General features: G+C 60.0%; 11 protein-coding genes. 6 read left to right on the top strand and 5 right to left on the bottom strand.

What is annotated here, in order from left to right; translation table 11 throughout:
• Positions 1 to 13: 13 nt before the first annotated feature.
• The 6 genes from HCG46_RS20210 to HCG46_RS20185 all read left to right on the top strand — a co-directional run bounded on the left by HCG46_RS20210 (position 14) and on the right by HCG46_RS20185 (position 6,485).
• Positions 14 to 1,348: a sigma-54 dependent transcriptional regulator gene (locus HCG46_RS20210; RefSeq protein ID WP_023002313.1), complete on the top strand. Its 1,335-nt coding sequence runs from the start codon at positions 14 to 16 to the stop codon at positions 1,346 to 1,348.
• 147 nt (positions 1,349 to 1,495) lie between these two features.
• Complete coding sequence (locus HCG46_RS20205; RefSeq protein ID WP_031269919.1) at positions 1,496 to 1,927, top strand: carboxymuconolactone decarboxylase family protein; 432 nt, start codon at positions 1,496 to 1,498, stop codon at positions 1,925 to 1,927.
• A gap of 1 nt (position 1,928) precedes the next feature.
• Positions 1,929 to 2,843 carry an RNA polymerase sigma factor SigJ gene (gene sigJ, locus HCG46_RS20200; protein ID WP_023002311.1) on the top strand — a complete coding sequence of 305 codons (915 nt, stop codon included), beginning with the start codon at positions 1,929 to 1,931 and terminating at the stop codon, positions 2,841 to 2,843.
• Between the two features lie 273 nt (positions 2,844 to 3,116).
• Positions 3,117 to 4,124, top strand: a complete 1,008-nt coding sequence (locus HCG46_RS20195; RefSeq protein ID WP_023002310.1) for a DctP family TRAP transporter solute-binding subunit — start codon at positions 3,117 to 3,119, stop codon at positions 4,122 to 4,124.
• A 125-nt stretch (positions 4,125 to 4,249) separates the two neighbouring features.
• Entirely contained in the window at positions 4,250 to 4,870 is a 621-nt protein-coding gene (locus tag HCG46_RS20190; protein WP_023002309.1) for a TRAP transporter small permease, read from the top strand.
• Positions 4,871 to 4,880: 10 nt separating this feature from the next.
• Positions 4,881 to 6,485 carry a TRAP transporter large permease gene (locus HCG46_RS20185; protein ID WP_023002308.1) on the top strand — a complete coding sequence of 535 codons (1,605 nt, stop codon included), beginning with the start codon at positions 4,881 to 4,883 and terminating at the stop codon, positions 6,483 to 6,485.
• Between the two features lie 313 nt (positions 6,486 to 6,798).
• Here HCG46_RS20185 and HCG46_RS20180 read toward each other — a convergent pair whose 3' ends face one another.
• The 5 genes from HCG46_RS20180 to HCG46_RS20160 all read right to left on the bottom strand — a co-directional run bounded on the left by HCG46_RS20180 (position 6,799) and on the right by HCG46_RS20160 (position 14,163).
• On the bottom strand, positions 6,799 to 7,080 hold the full coding sequence (locus HCG46_RS20180; protein WP_023002307.1) for an SCP2 sterol-binding domain-containing protein: 282 nt from the start codon (positions 7,078 to 7,080) through the stop codon (positions 6,799 to 6,801).
• A 283-nt stretch (positions 7,081 to 7,363) separates the two neighbouring features.
• Complete coding sequence (locus tag HCG46_RS20175) at positions 7,364 to 9,163, bottom strand: IlvD/Edd family dehydratase (protein WP_023002305.1); 1,800 nt, start codon at positions 9,161 to 9,163, stop codon at positions 7,364 to 7,366.
• Between the two features lie 115 nt (positions 9,164 to 9,278).
• Positions 9,279 to 10,682, bottom strand: coding sequence for an HAD family hydrolase (locus HCG46_RS20170; RefSeq protein ID WP_168687233.1), 1,404 nt, complete (start codon positions 10,680 to 10,682; stop codon positions 9,279 to 9,281).
• Positions 10,683 to 11,456: 774 nt separating this feature from the next.
• Positions 11,457 to 13,178 carry an ABC transporter ATP-binding protein gene (locus HCG46_RS20165; RefSeq protein ID WP_077291308.1) on the bottom strand — a complete coding sequence of 574 codons (1,722 nt, stop codon included), beginning with the start codon at positions 13,176 to 13,178 and terminating at the stop codon, positions 11,457 to 11,459.
• A 7-nt stretch (positions 13,179 to 13,185) separates the two neighbouring features.
• Positions 13,186 to 14,163, bottom strand: a complete 978-nt coding sequence (locus HCG46_RS20160) for an ABC transporter permease (RefSeq protein WP_023002302.1) — start codon at positions 14,161 to 14,163, stop codon at positions 13,186 to 13,188.
• Between the last annotated feature and the right edge of the window lie 2 nt (positions 14,164 to 14,165).

Raw genomic sequence — 14,165 nt, 5'->3', positions numbered from 1 at the left:
GAGATAGGCGTTAATGGATCAGGCGACCGTCCTACTGATTGACGATGAAGCGGACCTGCGCGGCTCCTTGAGCCAGGGGCTGGAGTTGTCCGGCCAGGCGGTGTTTGCGACCGGCGAGCCGGAAGAAGCCCTGGAACGGGTCAACCGCGGGTTCTACGGCGTGCTTGTTACAGATATTCGCATGCCCGGGACGGACGGGTTCCAGGTCATGAAGCGGGCCTTCGAGATCGATCCCGCCCTGCCCGTGGTGCTGATCACCGGCCATGGCGATGTGCCTCTGGCGGTCGAGGCCATGCGCGCCGGTGCCTATGATTTCATGGAAAAGCCCTTTTCCGTTTCGCGCCTTGCCTCCGTGGTGGAACGCGCGCTCGACAAGCGCCGGCTGGTGCTGGAAAACCGAAAGCTGCGCGAGGAACTGGCAGACCGAACGGGCCTGGAAAGCCGTCTCGTGGGGCGCACCGCCGCCATGGAACTGCTTCGCCGCAATGTCACGGCCCTGGCGGCAACCGATGCCGATGTGCTGATCCTGGGGGAGACCGGCTCCGGCAAGGAGGTGGTCGCCCGGGCACTGCATGACGAAGGACCCCGCAAGGAAAAGCCTTTCGTCGCCCTCAATTGCGGGGCGCTTCCTGCCGAAATCATCGAATCTGAACTCTTCGGCCACGAGAAGGGCGCCTTTACCGGTGCCAGCGGACAGCGCATCGGCAAGCTGGAACATGCCCATGGGGGCACCGTGTTTCTGGACGAAATCGAATCCATGCCGCTGGAACTGCAGGTCAAGCTGCTGCGCGTGATCGAGACCCGGACAATCGAACGGCTCGGCTCCAACAAGGCGATCGAACTGGATGTGCGCTTCATTGCGGCCACCAAGGAAGACCTTGAGGCCGCCGGCAAGGAAGGCCGGTTCCGGCTGGACCTGTTCTACCGGCTCAATGTCGTCAATGTTGCCATTCCACCGTTGCGCGACCGGCTGGAGGATATCCCCCTCCTGTTCCGGCATCTGGCGGTGGAAGCCCGGGCACGCTACCGGCGCGAGATCCCGGACATCAACGAGGAATACCTCGCCGAGCTGATGGCGCGGGACTGGCCGGGCAACGTCCGCGAGTTGCGCAATGTCGCCGACCGTTTCGTGCTCGGTGTCGAGCTGGTCAACGCGCCCAGCAGCGGGGCCGGATCCACCTTGTTCGAACAGGTCGCGACATATGAACGGGCGTTGATCGTCGCCGAACTCAAGCGCAACGACGGTGCCATCAAGCCCACTTACGAGAACCTTGGGCTCTCGCGAAAGGCGCTTTACGAGAAAATGCGCAAATACGGTCTCGGCAAGGACGAAGCGCTTTCCGTCTGACAATGACCTGATTTCCTTGCCGTCCCGGCTCGCTGGGCGGGTTGGCAAAACGCATGGCCGAAAAAAAGTTCGGGCCGGTGTCACAAATCGCTGCGTCCGGTCGTCAACCCTGTGTCACACCCTGAAACCTGAATGGAAGACACGCCAATGACGACCTCTAATGCCATCAATCACTACGAAAATGTCCCCGATATCGTGAAGCGTTTCGTCGCTGCCAGCGGTGAGATCGGCAAGGCAGGGCTGGAGCCGAAACTGCGGCATCTCATCGATCTGCGTGCATCGCAGATCAACCAGTGTGCCTATTGCGTGAAGATGCACACCCAGGAAGCACTCGACGCGGGCGAGACCCAGGAGCGTTTGCAGCGCCTGACGGTCTGGCGGCACGTTGATGACTACACGCCGGCGGAGAAGGCTGCCTTTGCCTGGACGGAAGCCTTGACCAGTCTTCAGGTCGATACGAACTATGAGGCATTGCGCGGTGAATTGCGCCGCCACTTCGATGACGCCGAGATCAGTGCGATCACCGCCGCGGTCGCGATGATCAATCTGTGGAACCGGGTCCAGGTATCGAACCACTGACATGAGTGACGCTCCAGGCATCGATGTTTTCGAGACGGTACGCCCGAAGCTGATGGGGCTGGCCTATCGCATGCTCAGCTCCATGGCGGATGCCGAGGATGCGGTGCAGGACACATACCTGAAGTGGCAATCCACGGATCGTGCCGGCATCCTGAATCCGGAAGCATTCCTCACCACGGTCTGCACCAATTGCTGCCTGGACACTCTCAAGGCCGCTCACAGGAAACGGGTCGACTATGTCGGCCCGTGGATCCCCGAACCGCTTCAGTTCGAAAGTGGCTCGGACCCGGAGACCGACCTGGACAGGGCACAATCCCTGACGACAGCGTTCCTCCTGCTGCTGGAGCGCCTCAGCCCGAAGGAGCGCGCCGCCTACCTGCTGCGCGAGATTTTCGCAAAGCCGTATGACGAAGTTGCCGAAACTCTGGGGGTTACCGAACAGGCCTGCCGCCAGTTGGTGTCCCGCGCAAGCAGACATGTGCAGGGTCCGACCTCCCGTTTTGTTCCTCCAGCCGATCATCAGGACCGGATCCTGTCTGCCTTTCTCACCGCAATTGAAACAGGATCCACGGACCACCTGACGGGCCTTCTCGCCGAAACCGTACAACTCCAGTCCGATGGTGGCGGCAAGGCAACGGCCATGAGCCGGATCCTGGAAGGCGCGGACGAGGTCGCTCGCTACGCGGTTCTTATTCTTGGCCGCCTCTGGGAGCCCTGCCAGATCAAGATACTGGATCTGAACGGAACACGTGGCCTCGTCATGTTCTACGGCGACGAGATCGTGACAGCCGTGATGTTCGCCTATGACGCCGATGGGCGGCTGGAGCGTATCTACAACATGCGCAATCCGGACAAGCTGGCACGCCTGAAGGTCAAGCTGCGCCACGACCGTTCTTCAGGCGCTATCTGGCACTGATAATTCGGCGCTTTACGGCTTAAAATATGATGTAGCAGGCCGGAAATGTGTCGGTTTCGACACATCCGGTTTCATGCCATGTGTCTGACTCGACCCATAAACGAAAGTCTCTCCCGACCAGGTTCATTTGAAACTTTTTGTTAACCTGCAGAAATCGGCGCTTTTTGTTGCTCTTCCGGCACTTGGCACGGACTTTGCCAATAGGGTGCCGACCAGCCACCACGCTGTCCGGCCCGAATGGCCGTCATACTGAAATGTCTGGGAGGACATCCGATGAAAAAATTCGCTCTCGCCGCAGCTACCGCGGCGTCTCTGGCCCTGTCTGCGAACGCTTATGCGGCTGACGATTGCAATGACGGTGAAATCGTCATCAAGTTCAGCCACGTGGTTGCCGCAACCGGCCACCCGAAAGGCGACGCTGCCACGCTGCTGGCGGAACGCGTCAACGACGAGATGAACGGCAAGGCCTGCATGCAGGTGTTCCCGAACTCTCAGCTGTTCGACGACGACAAGGTAATGGAAGCCCTTCTGCTCGGCGATGTTCAGCTTGCTGCGCCGTCGCTTTCCAAGTTCGAAGCCTACACGCTGAAGTTCCGCCTGTTCGACCTGCCGTTCCTGTTCCAGGATCTGGACGCCGTCGAGCGCTTCACCACCGGTGAAAACGGCAAGGAACTCCTGAACTCCATGACCGACTACGGTTTCCAGGGCCTCGGCTACTGGAGCTCCGGCCTGAAGCAGTTCTCCGCCAACAAGCCGCTGCTGGTTCCGGACGATGCAAAAGGCCTGAAGTTCCGCGTGCAGACCTCTGACGTGGCTGTTGCCATGATCGAAGCCATGGGCGCCAACGCTCAGAAGCTGGCCTTCAAGGAAGTCTACGGCGCACTGCAGACCGGTGTTGTGGACGGTCAGGAAAACTCCTGGTCCAACATCTACACCCAGAAGTTCTTCGAAGTGCAGGACGGCATCACCGAAACCAACCACCAGCTGCTTGCTTACCTGCTCGTCACTTCCGACGAGTGGCTGGACAGCCTGGATCCGGAAGTTCGTGACCAGTTCCTGACCATCGTGGAAGAAGTCACTGCAACCGCAAACGGTAACGTGGCAGCTGCTGAAGCCCAGAACCGCCAGAACGTTCTGGATGCCGGTTCCACCATTCGTGAACTGACCCCGGAGCAGCGCAAGGCATGGGTTGGCGCCATGAAGCCGGTTTGGGACAAGTTTGAAGGCGATATCGGTAAGGACCTGATCGACTCCGCCGTCGCTTCCAACAACGCCAGCTAAGGCTGACCTGAAACAACTCCTGGAAGGGCCGGATCGTCCGGCCCTTCTGCCAAGGTCCCGCGGCCGCCCGCGCAACCATGCCGGCGGACACGCTGATAACCAAGAGGCCAATTCGGGGGAAACGCATGCAACGCGTCGACAATTGGGTCACGCGCTTCGAGGAAGGTGTACTCGCCTTTCTCCTGGCCGCCATGACCATCGTATCCTTCACCCAGGTGGTGGCGCGATACGGCTTTAATTCCGGCTGGACCGGTGCCCTGGAATTCACACGTATCCTGTTCGCCTGGCTGATCCTGTTCGGCATGAGCTATGGCGTCAAAATCGGCTCGCATCTGGGCGTTGATGCGGTCATCCGCCTGTTTCCCAAGCCGGTGTTCCGGGCTGTTGCCGTTTTCGGTGCGCTCTGCGGCGTTGTCTATGCGCTGACGCTGCTCTGGTCGGAATGGCTGCACATCTTCGGTCTCGATACCAGAGGCGGCGCGATCGACTACTGGTCCAAGATGTACAAGATCGGCATCGGTCTCGACGATCTGCGCTATCCCGACGCAATCATTGAAACCTTCGGCACGAAAGAGCGTGTTCAACGCTGGATCGCCTATCTGATCCTGCCCATCGGCCTGTTCCTGTTCATGTTTCGCTGCATCCAGGCGGCCTGGCAGATCATTACCGGCGAGCGCGAGATGATGATCGCCGCGCATGAGGCGGAAGACCTCGTCGCTGAAAACAAAGACGTCTTGAAGGACTGAGGCCGGGGCAATGGAAGCAGCAATTCTCTTCATTCTCGTCCTCGGCTTCTTGTTCCTGGGCGTTCCGATCTCCATTTCGCTCGGCTTGTCCAGCGTTCTGGCGATTGCCATCTTCTCCAACGATTCCATCTCGTCGGTGGCGCTGCAGCTGTTCACGGCGTCGCAGAACTACACACTCCTGGCGATTCCCTTCTTCATTCTGGCATCGGCCTTCATGTCGACGGGCGGTGTTGCCAAGCGCATCATCCGCTTCTCGATCGCGTCCGTCGGTGCGATCCGGGGCGGTCTGGCGATCGCCGGCGTCTTCGCCTGCATGCTGTTCGCTGCGCTGTCAGGCTCGTCGCCCGCAACCGTGGTCGCGATCGGTACCATCGCCATCGCCGGCATGCGGCAGGCAGGCTACACGAAGGAGTTTGCCGCGGGCGTCATTGCCAATGCCGGTACGCTCGGCATCCTGATCCCGCCTTCCATCGTCATGGTGGTCTATGCGGCTGCAACCAACGTTTCCGTTGGCCGCATGTTCCTTGCCGGTGTGGTTCCAGGGCTGATCGCCGGTCTGATGCTGATGATCGCCATCTATGTCATGGCACGCGTCAAGAACCTGCCGGCCCAGCCGTGGCCGGGCTTCAAGGAAATCTGGCATGCCATGATGGAAGCGGCCGTCGGCCTGTTCCTGATGGTTATCATCCTGGGCGGCATCTACGGCGGTATATTCACCCCGACCGAAGCTGCGGCAGTGGCGGCCGTTTACGCCTGTCTGGTGGCACTCTTCGTCTATCGCGACATGGGCCCGCTCAGTGGCATTCGCTGGGTGCAGGAACAGGACGGCCCTCTGGGGCTGGCCGGTTTCAAGACCATCACCTACGGGTTTGCTGCAATGTTCGCCTGGTCGAGCATCGCCGGCATGGTCACGGACAGACAGGGTTTCTACGGCATCGACAGTGCCATTGTCCTGCTGGCTGCGCTGATTGGCTATCCGCTTCTGCGTGGCCGTGTCAGCCCTGCCGAGCTGCCGTCCATCTATGGTATCGGCGCAAAGATCTGGGGTCGGAATATCGGACTGATCGTCTGGAAGTTTCTTCCGGCCATGTTCCACAAGGACACCAAGAAGGTGATGGTGGATGCGGCGAAGACGACCATCATGCTGATGTTCATCATCGTCAACGCCCTGCTGTTTGCCCACGTGCTGACATCGGAGCGGATTCCGCAGGCAATCACCGACTGGATGGTCGGAGCCGGTTTCAACTGGTTCACCTTCCTGATCGCAGTCAACCTGCTGCTGCTGCTTGGTGGTCAGTTCATGGAACCGTCGGGCCTGCTTCTGATCGTGGCGCCGGTGGTCTTCCCGATCGGCATGGAACTTGGCGTCGATCCGGTTCACCTCGGCATCATCATGGTCGTGAACATGGAAATCGGCATGATCACGCCGCCAATCGGGCTCAATCTGTTCGTCACATCGGGGATAACAGGGATGAGTCTGGTGCAGGTGGTCAAGGCGGCAGCGCCGTTCGTGCTCATCCTGCTCCTGTTCCTCATCCTCGTCACCTACGTCCCGGCCCTGTCCACCTGGCTGCCCTACAGCCTGATGGGACCGGAAATCATCACAAACCGGTAACGACCCGGACCATCCAGAAACTCGAACGGCGGGCCTTGCCCGCCGTTTTTTTGTTTGCCGGACCCGGGAGGGAGCCTTCACGTCCTTCACCGGGCCTCATCCCCGCCACCTCATCCTGAGGAAGGCCAAAGGCCTGTCTCGAAGGATGGGCGGCACACTCCGAAACAAGTGGCCCATCCTTCGAGACGCCCGGCTGTACCGGGCTCCTCAGGATGAGACTGATGGGAATGGGGGAGGTGGGAGTGGAGATCGTGGAACAAAAAAAGCCGGCCCTGTTGGGACCGGCTTGAAAAGGTCTGCTGTAAAGGCTTGCTTAGACGATGCTGCCGAGTTTCATGGCAACGCTCATGTCACCTTCCACCTGCATCTTGCCGCCCATGAAGGCAGCCGTCGGGTTCAGATCACCCGAGAGAAGGTCACCGAGGTCTTCGGCGGACATCTTGATGGTGCAGTCTGCCTCGTCATCTTCGTTGGAAACGCTGGAGCCCTGCAAGAAGATGATACCCGTTTCCCCAAGATCGAACTTGACGGATTCTTCAATGCCGCCATCGGCAACCTTTGCGCGGACACCTTCGGTAAGCTGTTCCAAGGACATGTCGTTTTCTCCCGTTTGAATTGGGCCGGAGCCCGTCTTTGCCCTCTTGAAGCATGACGTTTACGTAATCGTCAAGTAGAAATCTGTGTCGAAAGAGATGCGCCGCCGGGAGCGTTTCGCCACACGCTCCGTCATCCCATGGCTTGACCATGGGATCCAATTCGTTTCACCGGCAGCGCGGCCGCCGTGATCATCGCATGGATTGCCGGATCAAGTCCGGCAATGACGGAGAATTTCAACATTTCGCGGTGCCAGAGGCAATCCAACTGACAGGATCGTCAGATCAATGATTGTCCCGTGGCAGCCCCTTGGTATGCGCGACGTCCTGGTATTTAACCGCCGGCTCCAGAACCATGCCCTTGTCGAACTGCCCGATCATGGCGCGCTGGATCTCCTGCCAGGGTGTCTGGCTCTCCGCAATCTTGAAGCCGCCCGCCGCTTCCAGGTCCGTGCGTCGTTGCGCAAGTTCCTCATCGGAAATCAGGATGTCGGCAGTGCCTTTCCTCAGATCGATGCGCACACGGTCCCCGCTTTTCAAAAGCGCGAGTCCACCCATGGCGGCAGCTTCCGGTGATGCGTTCAGGATCGACGGCGAACCGGATGTGCCCGACTGACGGCCGTCGCCGATGCAGGGCAGGGATGTAATCCCGCGTTTGATCAGGGCTGCGGGTGGCTGCATGTTGACCACCTCGGCACCGCCCGGATAACCGATCGGGCCGGTGCCCCGGATGAACAGCATGCAGTGTTCATCGATCTCAAGGTCCGGATTGTCGATGTTGTCGTGGTAATCTTCCGGCCCTTCGAACACAACGGCACGACCCTCAAACGCTTCCGGATCGTCCGGATTGGAGAGATAGCGGTCGCGGAACTCTTCCGAGATCACGCTGGTCTTCATGATGGCGCTGTCGAACAGGTTGCCCTTCAAGTTGATGAAACCAGCCTTGTCTTTCATCGGATTGTTGAAGGGCTTGATGACGTCCGGCAGGTCTGTGACGACACCGTCGCAATTGTCGCCGATGCCCTTGCCGTTGACGGTGAGCGCGCCCGGATGCGGCAGCTTGCCGTTTCGCATCAGCTCCGCGACGACAGCAGGCACGCCGCCTGCGTGGAAGTAATCCTCGCCGAGATATTCTCCGGCCGGCTGCAGATTGACCAGCAGTGGCACGTCATGGCCGATCTCCTGCCAGTCGTCGTTGTCCAGTTCAACACCCAGATGGCGGGCAATGCCGTTCAGGTGGATCGGTGCATTGGTCGAACCGCCGATGGCCGAGTTGACGACAATGGCGTTTTCAAACGCTTCGCGGGTCATGATGTCGGAGGGTTTCAGATCCTCGCGCACCATGTCGACAATGCGTTTGCCGGTCTCGTAGGAAATTGCACCGCGCTCACGGTAAGGCGCCGGAATGGCGGCCGCCCCCGGAAGCTGCATGCCCAGGGCTTCTGCCAGCGAGTTCATAGTCGTTGCCGTGCCCATGGTGTTGCAGAAACCGACGGACGGCGCGGAGGAGGCGACGAGGTCCATGAAGCCCTTGTAGTCGATCTCGCCTGCGGCAAGCATCTGGCGGGCCTTCCAGACGATGGTGCCGGAGCCCGTGCGCTCGCCCTTGTACCAGCCGTTCAGCATTGGACCGACGGACAGCGCGATGGCCGGAATATTCACCGTTGCGGCGGCCATCAGGCAGGCAGGTGTGGTCTTGTCACAGCCGATTGTCAGCACCACGCCGTCGATGGGGTAGCCATACAGCAGTTCGACGAGACCAAGATAGGCCAGGTTCCGGTCCAGTGTTGCGGTCGGGCGCTTGCCGGTCTCCTGGATCGGGTGAACCGGAAATTCGAAGGCAATACCACCGGCGTCGCGAATACCTTCGCGCACACGCTTTGCCAGCTCCAGATGGTGGCGGTTGCAGGGTGAAAGGTCAGAGCCGGTCTGGGCGATGCCGATAATCGGTTTGCCCGACTGCAGCTCTTCACGCGTGATGCCGAAATTCAGGTAACGCTCGATATAGAGCGCGGTCATGCCCGGATTGTCGGGATTGTCGAACCAGGCGGCGGACCGCAGTTTCGGTGTTTTGGTGTCGCTCATGTCGCCTCATCCCTCAATGCACTCACAAAGTGTCAAAAGCCGATAAACACCAGCTCCATGAGGCTGTAAAGGCGCTGAAACCCGATTTCGGTTCCACAATCTGAGAATACGCCCGTCATGAATTCCGGTGCAGCGTATCTGCAATGGAAAACCGGGCAAATGTCCAAAGGACGGCAAGACAGATAGCAAAAAGAACGGGTGCGGCCGACAGCGGAAGAAGGGTCAAGGCACCGCACAGGCCGGCGAAAAGCCAGAGACCTGACAGCAGCCGGCGGGCGTGCACGGCCAGCAGATTGCGGCGCATGGCCAGCGCCTTCAGGGCAGGGAAGGCTCCAATGTCGTCGGTGTCGCTGACAGCAAGAGGGGAATGCCTTGCATCTGTCCCGTCCTTTCCGGGCGTGGCGCCTTCGCGCAGTTCCAGCGCCATACGGTCCTGCGACAGGGTCAGGACAAGGGGGGGCATGTCCGGAAAGCAGCGGGAGGCGGCCTCGGGCGCGGTTTCTCCCGGCTTCGGATCGTCGGTCAGCTCTAGGCCAAGCATGCCCGCCAGCGCGCTGCGTGTGTTGGGGCTGTCACCACTAAACAGCCACGGCACGAGGCCCTCTTTGCGCAGGGCCATCCCCGCAACGCCGGCGTCCTGACGCAATGTGCCTTCCAGACCTAAAACACCCACGACGCGTCCCCCGACAGCGACACGCAGCACCGTCTTGCCGTCTGCTTCCAGCGACCGGGCAATGGCGTCGGCGGTAAAACTGTCGATCTTGAGGCGCTTCAGGAGGTCCGTCGTGCCGATCACCACGGTCTGTCCGCCGAGCAGCGCAACGACACCCAAACCAGGTGTCGGTTCGAACCGGTCCGGCATCTTGAGGGCGACTTGCCACTGGCTGGCCAGTTCGCGCAGGGCCTGGGCGACCGGATGGGATGATCCGGCCTCAGCGGAGGCGGCAACGGCCAGGAGCGTTTTCGGCTCGTTGTTGAAGGCCATGACATTGGTCACCATCAGGTTGGGTCCTGACATCACGGCAGCCTTGTCGATGAGGATATCGCGGGCATGAGCGACCTTGGTGAAGGCGCCGGGGGCAATGTCACGGGCGCCTGCCGCCAGTGCTGCCTTGTGAAAGACCTTGTCCGCGAATGCGTTGATTCCGTCGATCAGTTGCGGCCAGGAAAGAAGCAGCGCGGCGGCAAGAGCGGCCGGGGCCTCGGTCCTGTCGAGGACCCACCACCAGGTACCGGCAGCCAGCAGCGCCAACAGGACAGACCATGCCGCTTGTGGCACTCCGCTGAGGTCACCCCTTGGTGGCAGCAGAACCACACCGAACGCCCGCAGCACCATCAGGAAAGCTGCGGCAAGGGCAGGTGCATTGGACTGGGGCGATGTCGGACCGGACAGGAGGAGGCCGGTCGAAACGGCAAGCAATCCGGTGCTGACCAGCGCCGTGAAAAGCGTCAAGGGCCGGCCGACAGAGGTGTTGAGCGAAAAAGAGAGGCCGAGAAGCGAAAAAATCGCGGAAAACATGCTGAAAATTAAGGCGCTGTAGGAACCGAAAACCAAAACTGACGTTGCGGCGTCAGAGGGTTCTCCGCCTGCTGTTGCCAGAGCCAGAACAAGGCACACTACGGCAATGACAAGAAAAAACGCCCAAAGAACTGAAATCAATGATGTTTTCGGCATAGCCGGTCGGCTCTCGTATCTGGAATTCTTCTGCTGGAACCGGGTCGTGGGCCAACTGGAGATACAAACGGCACGCCCTGGGGACCGTCTGAAAATGCGGGAGCGGCCGGAGACAGGCAATGCCGCAGAGTCAGTTCGGTAAGCATGTTGCCTGTCCCAGTCGCAGTGCATCGGAATGGGTGCTGACCATTTGTGCAGCGTGGAACTTGAGCGAAACTGAATTGCGGGTAGTATAAAAGGGTAATTTTTTAAACGGCTTGCAAGTATTGAGGGCCTGTATTTAATAGTCCTCTGGACGAAGATTATTTCGGGGTGTGGTATATTAATGGGAGAGCCGAAAGGCTCTCCCTTTTACGTTTGGGTGCGCCGGAAAAACATGGTTAACATCTGTTAACAATCGGGTCCGGACTGAAAATCAGAATGAATCTATTTGGGTGCAGATCGTAGTGGCGCCCTGGGCGGCAAAAACTGCCCGGTTCGGACTGGATTGTGACTAACGTTTTGCGGTCACCGGAGAATCGGGGTGGGGCTTGGAGTCAAGTCAGCGACTCGGCCGAATCCGAAAAAAGACTCATCTTCAAAGACTTGGGAAGGCCGGCGACAACGCCGCCGGTTCCTTCAGGCCGTTGCGAGGTTTGCCCGCGACAGCAACTCCAGTGACGGCATCAGGTTCAGGAGTTCGCGTGTATAGGGGTGTTGCGGCGCTTCGAAGAGCTGGTCGCAGTCTGCCACCTCGCACAACTCGCCATGGCGCATGACGCCGATGCGGTTGCACATCTGCCGGATCACGGCCAGATCGTGGCTGATGAACAGCATGGTCAGCCCAAGTTCTTCCTGAAGATCCTTCAATAGGTTCAGGATCTGCGCCTGGATCGACACGTCGAGTGCCGAGGTGGGCTCGTCGCAGATCAGGAACCTGGGCCGCGTCGCGAGCGCCCGTGCGATGGAGATGCGCTGGCGCTGACCGCCGGAAAACTCGTGCGGAAATTTCCTGCCGGCCGCCGCGCCCAGACCGACATGATCGAGCAGGTCATCGACGATCTGGCGCACTTCCGCATTGCTTGACGCCAGACGGTGGAACTTGATCGGTTCCGCGATGATGTCGCTGACGCGCATGCGGGCGTTCAGCGAGGAATAGGGATCCTGAAAGATCATCTGCATCTGGCGACGCATCGCCAGAACGTCCTTGCGATTCTTGAGCGACGTCAGCTCGGTCTTGCCGAACAGGATCGACCCTCCGGTCGGCTGGTAGAGGCCGGTGATCAGGCGCGCGATGGTCGATTTGCCCGACCCGCTCTCGCCGACGAGGCCGAAGGTCTCGCCTTCGTTGATGTCGAAACTGACCTTCTTGACCGCCTGGAAGTATTTGCGTTTGGACGGGAAGATCGAGCCACGGGTCTCGAACCGCATGTCGAGGTCCGTTGCCTTGACCAGCGGGCCGGACACTTTTTCATAGTCGCGTGCCTTGCCGAGCCAGTGTGTGGCGATGTCGATCTGCTTCTGTGGCGTGCCGGCTTTTTCGATGTAGTTGACCACGGGAAACCGCTCGACCTTGATATCAGGGCGTGGCACGGCGGAAATCAGGCTCTGGGTGTAGGGGTGTTCCGGAGCGCCCAGCACCTGGGTCGTCTCGCCGTATTCCACCAGTTCACCGTGGTACATCACCGCCACATGGTCCGTGATGTCGGCAATCACGCCCATGTCATGGGTGATCACCAGCATGGCGACGTTACGCTCCCGGCACAGCTTCCTCATCAGTTCAAGGATCTGCGCCTGGATGGAAACGTCGAGCGCGGTTGTCGGCTCGTCCGCGATCACCAGTTCAGGTTCCGCACACAGCGCAAGCGCGATGACCACCCTTTGGCGCATGCCGCCGGAAAACTGATGCGGATACTGCTTGATGCGTTCGGGCGCATCTGGAATGCCCACGGCCTCGATCAGTTCGATCGCGCGCTGGCGGGCCTGCGATCCGGAGAGCGGTAAATGGGTGCGGATCGTCTCCACAAGCTGGCTTTCCACCGTCTGCAGCGGATCGAGAGACGTCAGTGGATCCTGGAAAATCATGCCGATCTTTCGGCCGCGCAAACGACGCTTTTCCTTGTAAGGCAATTGGTCGATGCGCTTGCCGTGAAGATAGACTTCACCGCCGGCTATGTGTCCGGGTTCCTGCAGCAGCCCGATCACCGCATTGCCGACTGTCGACTTGCCTGCACCCGATTCTCCGACGACGCCGAGAACCTTGCCGGCATCGACGCTCAAGGTAACGTCATCGACGGCGACGAAGACGGATTTTCGGCCCGGAAACTCGACCCTCAGGTCCTTGATATCGAGAACGCTCATACCGGCCTCACCTGAGTTTCGGGTTGAGGGCGTCGCGCAGCCAGTCGCCCAGAAGGTTGACGTTCAGCACCAGCAGGGCCAGTGCAAGGCCCGGGAAGATCGCGATCCACCACTCCCCCGAATAGAGGAAATCGTTGCCGATGGCGATCAATGTGCCGAGGGACGGCTGGGTAGGCGGCATGCCGACGCCCAGGAACGAGAGCGTCGCTTCGGTCACGATGGCAAGTGCCAGGTTGATGGTCGCGATCACCAGCACCGGTCCGGTGACGTTCGGCAGGATATGGCGCACCATGATGATGACCGAGGGAATGCCGATCACGCGGGCGGCCTGAACATATTCCTTGTTCTTCTCAACCATGGTGGAACCGCGAACCGTGCGCGCATATTGCACCCAGAAGGACAGCGCCAGCGACACGATCAGAATGTAGAAGGCGAAAACCTCCCGGTCGATCGCGCCGAAAATGCCATGCGCGACACCGTCGATCAGAAGGGCGATCAGAATGGCCGGAAACGTCAGCTGAACGTCGGCAATCCGCATGATGATCGCATCTACCCGCCCACCCATGTAGCCCGCGACCAGCCCCAGCGAGATGCCGATGAAGGCGGCGACGACAACAGAGCAGAAGCCAACGATCAGCGAGATCCGCATGCCGTAGAAGATACCGGAGAGCATATCGCGGCCCTGATCGTCCGTTCCCAGGAGGAAGCGGGGATCGGCATATTCCATCCAGACCGGTGGAACGCGGGCGTCCATGATGGAAATCGACGCCAGGTCGAACGGATCATGTGGAGCGATCCACGGCGCCAGGAACGCAAGGAGGAACAGGATTGCCGTGCCGGTGGCAGCGACAACGGTGACCTTCGATTTCAGGAACGAATGAAAGAGGTCGCTGTCGAGAGCGCGGGCCATCCGCCCCGGTTCCTTGACCGGTGCCGCCCTGTCCTGAACGCTGGATTTTGCTTCTTCGTTGGTGACGAAAGGCATGG

The sequence above is a fragment of the Labrenzia sp. PO1 genome, from assembly GCF_012273635.1.
GTDB classification, from domain to species: domain Bacteria; phylum Pseudomonadota; class Alphaproteobacteria; order Rhizobiales; family Stappiaceae; genus Roseibium; species Roseibium algicola.
Note: the sequence above shows the minus strand (reverse complement) of the source record. Positions and strands in the feature narration are given on the sequence as shown.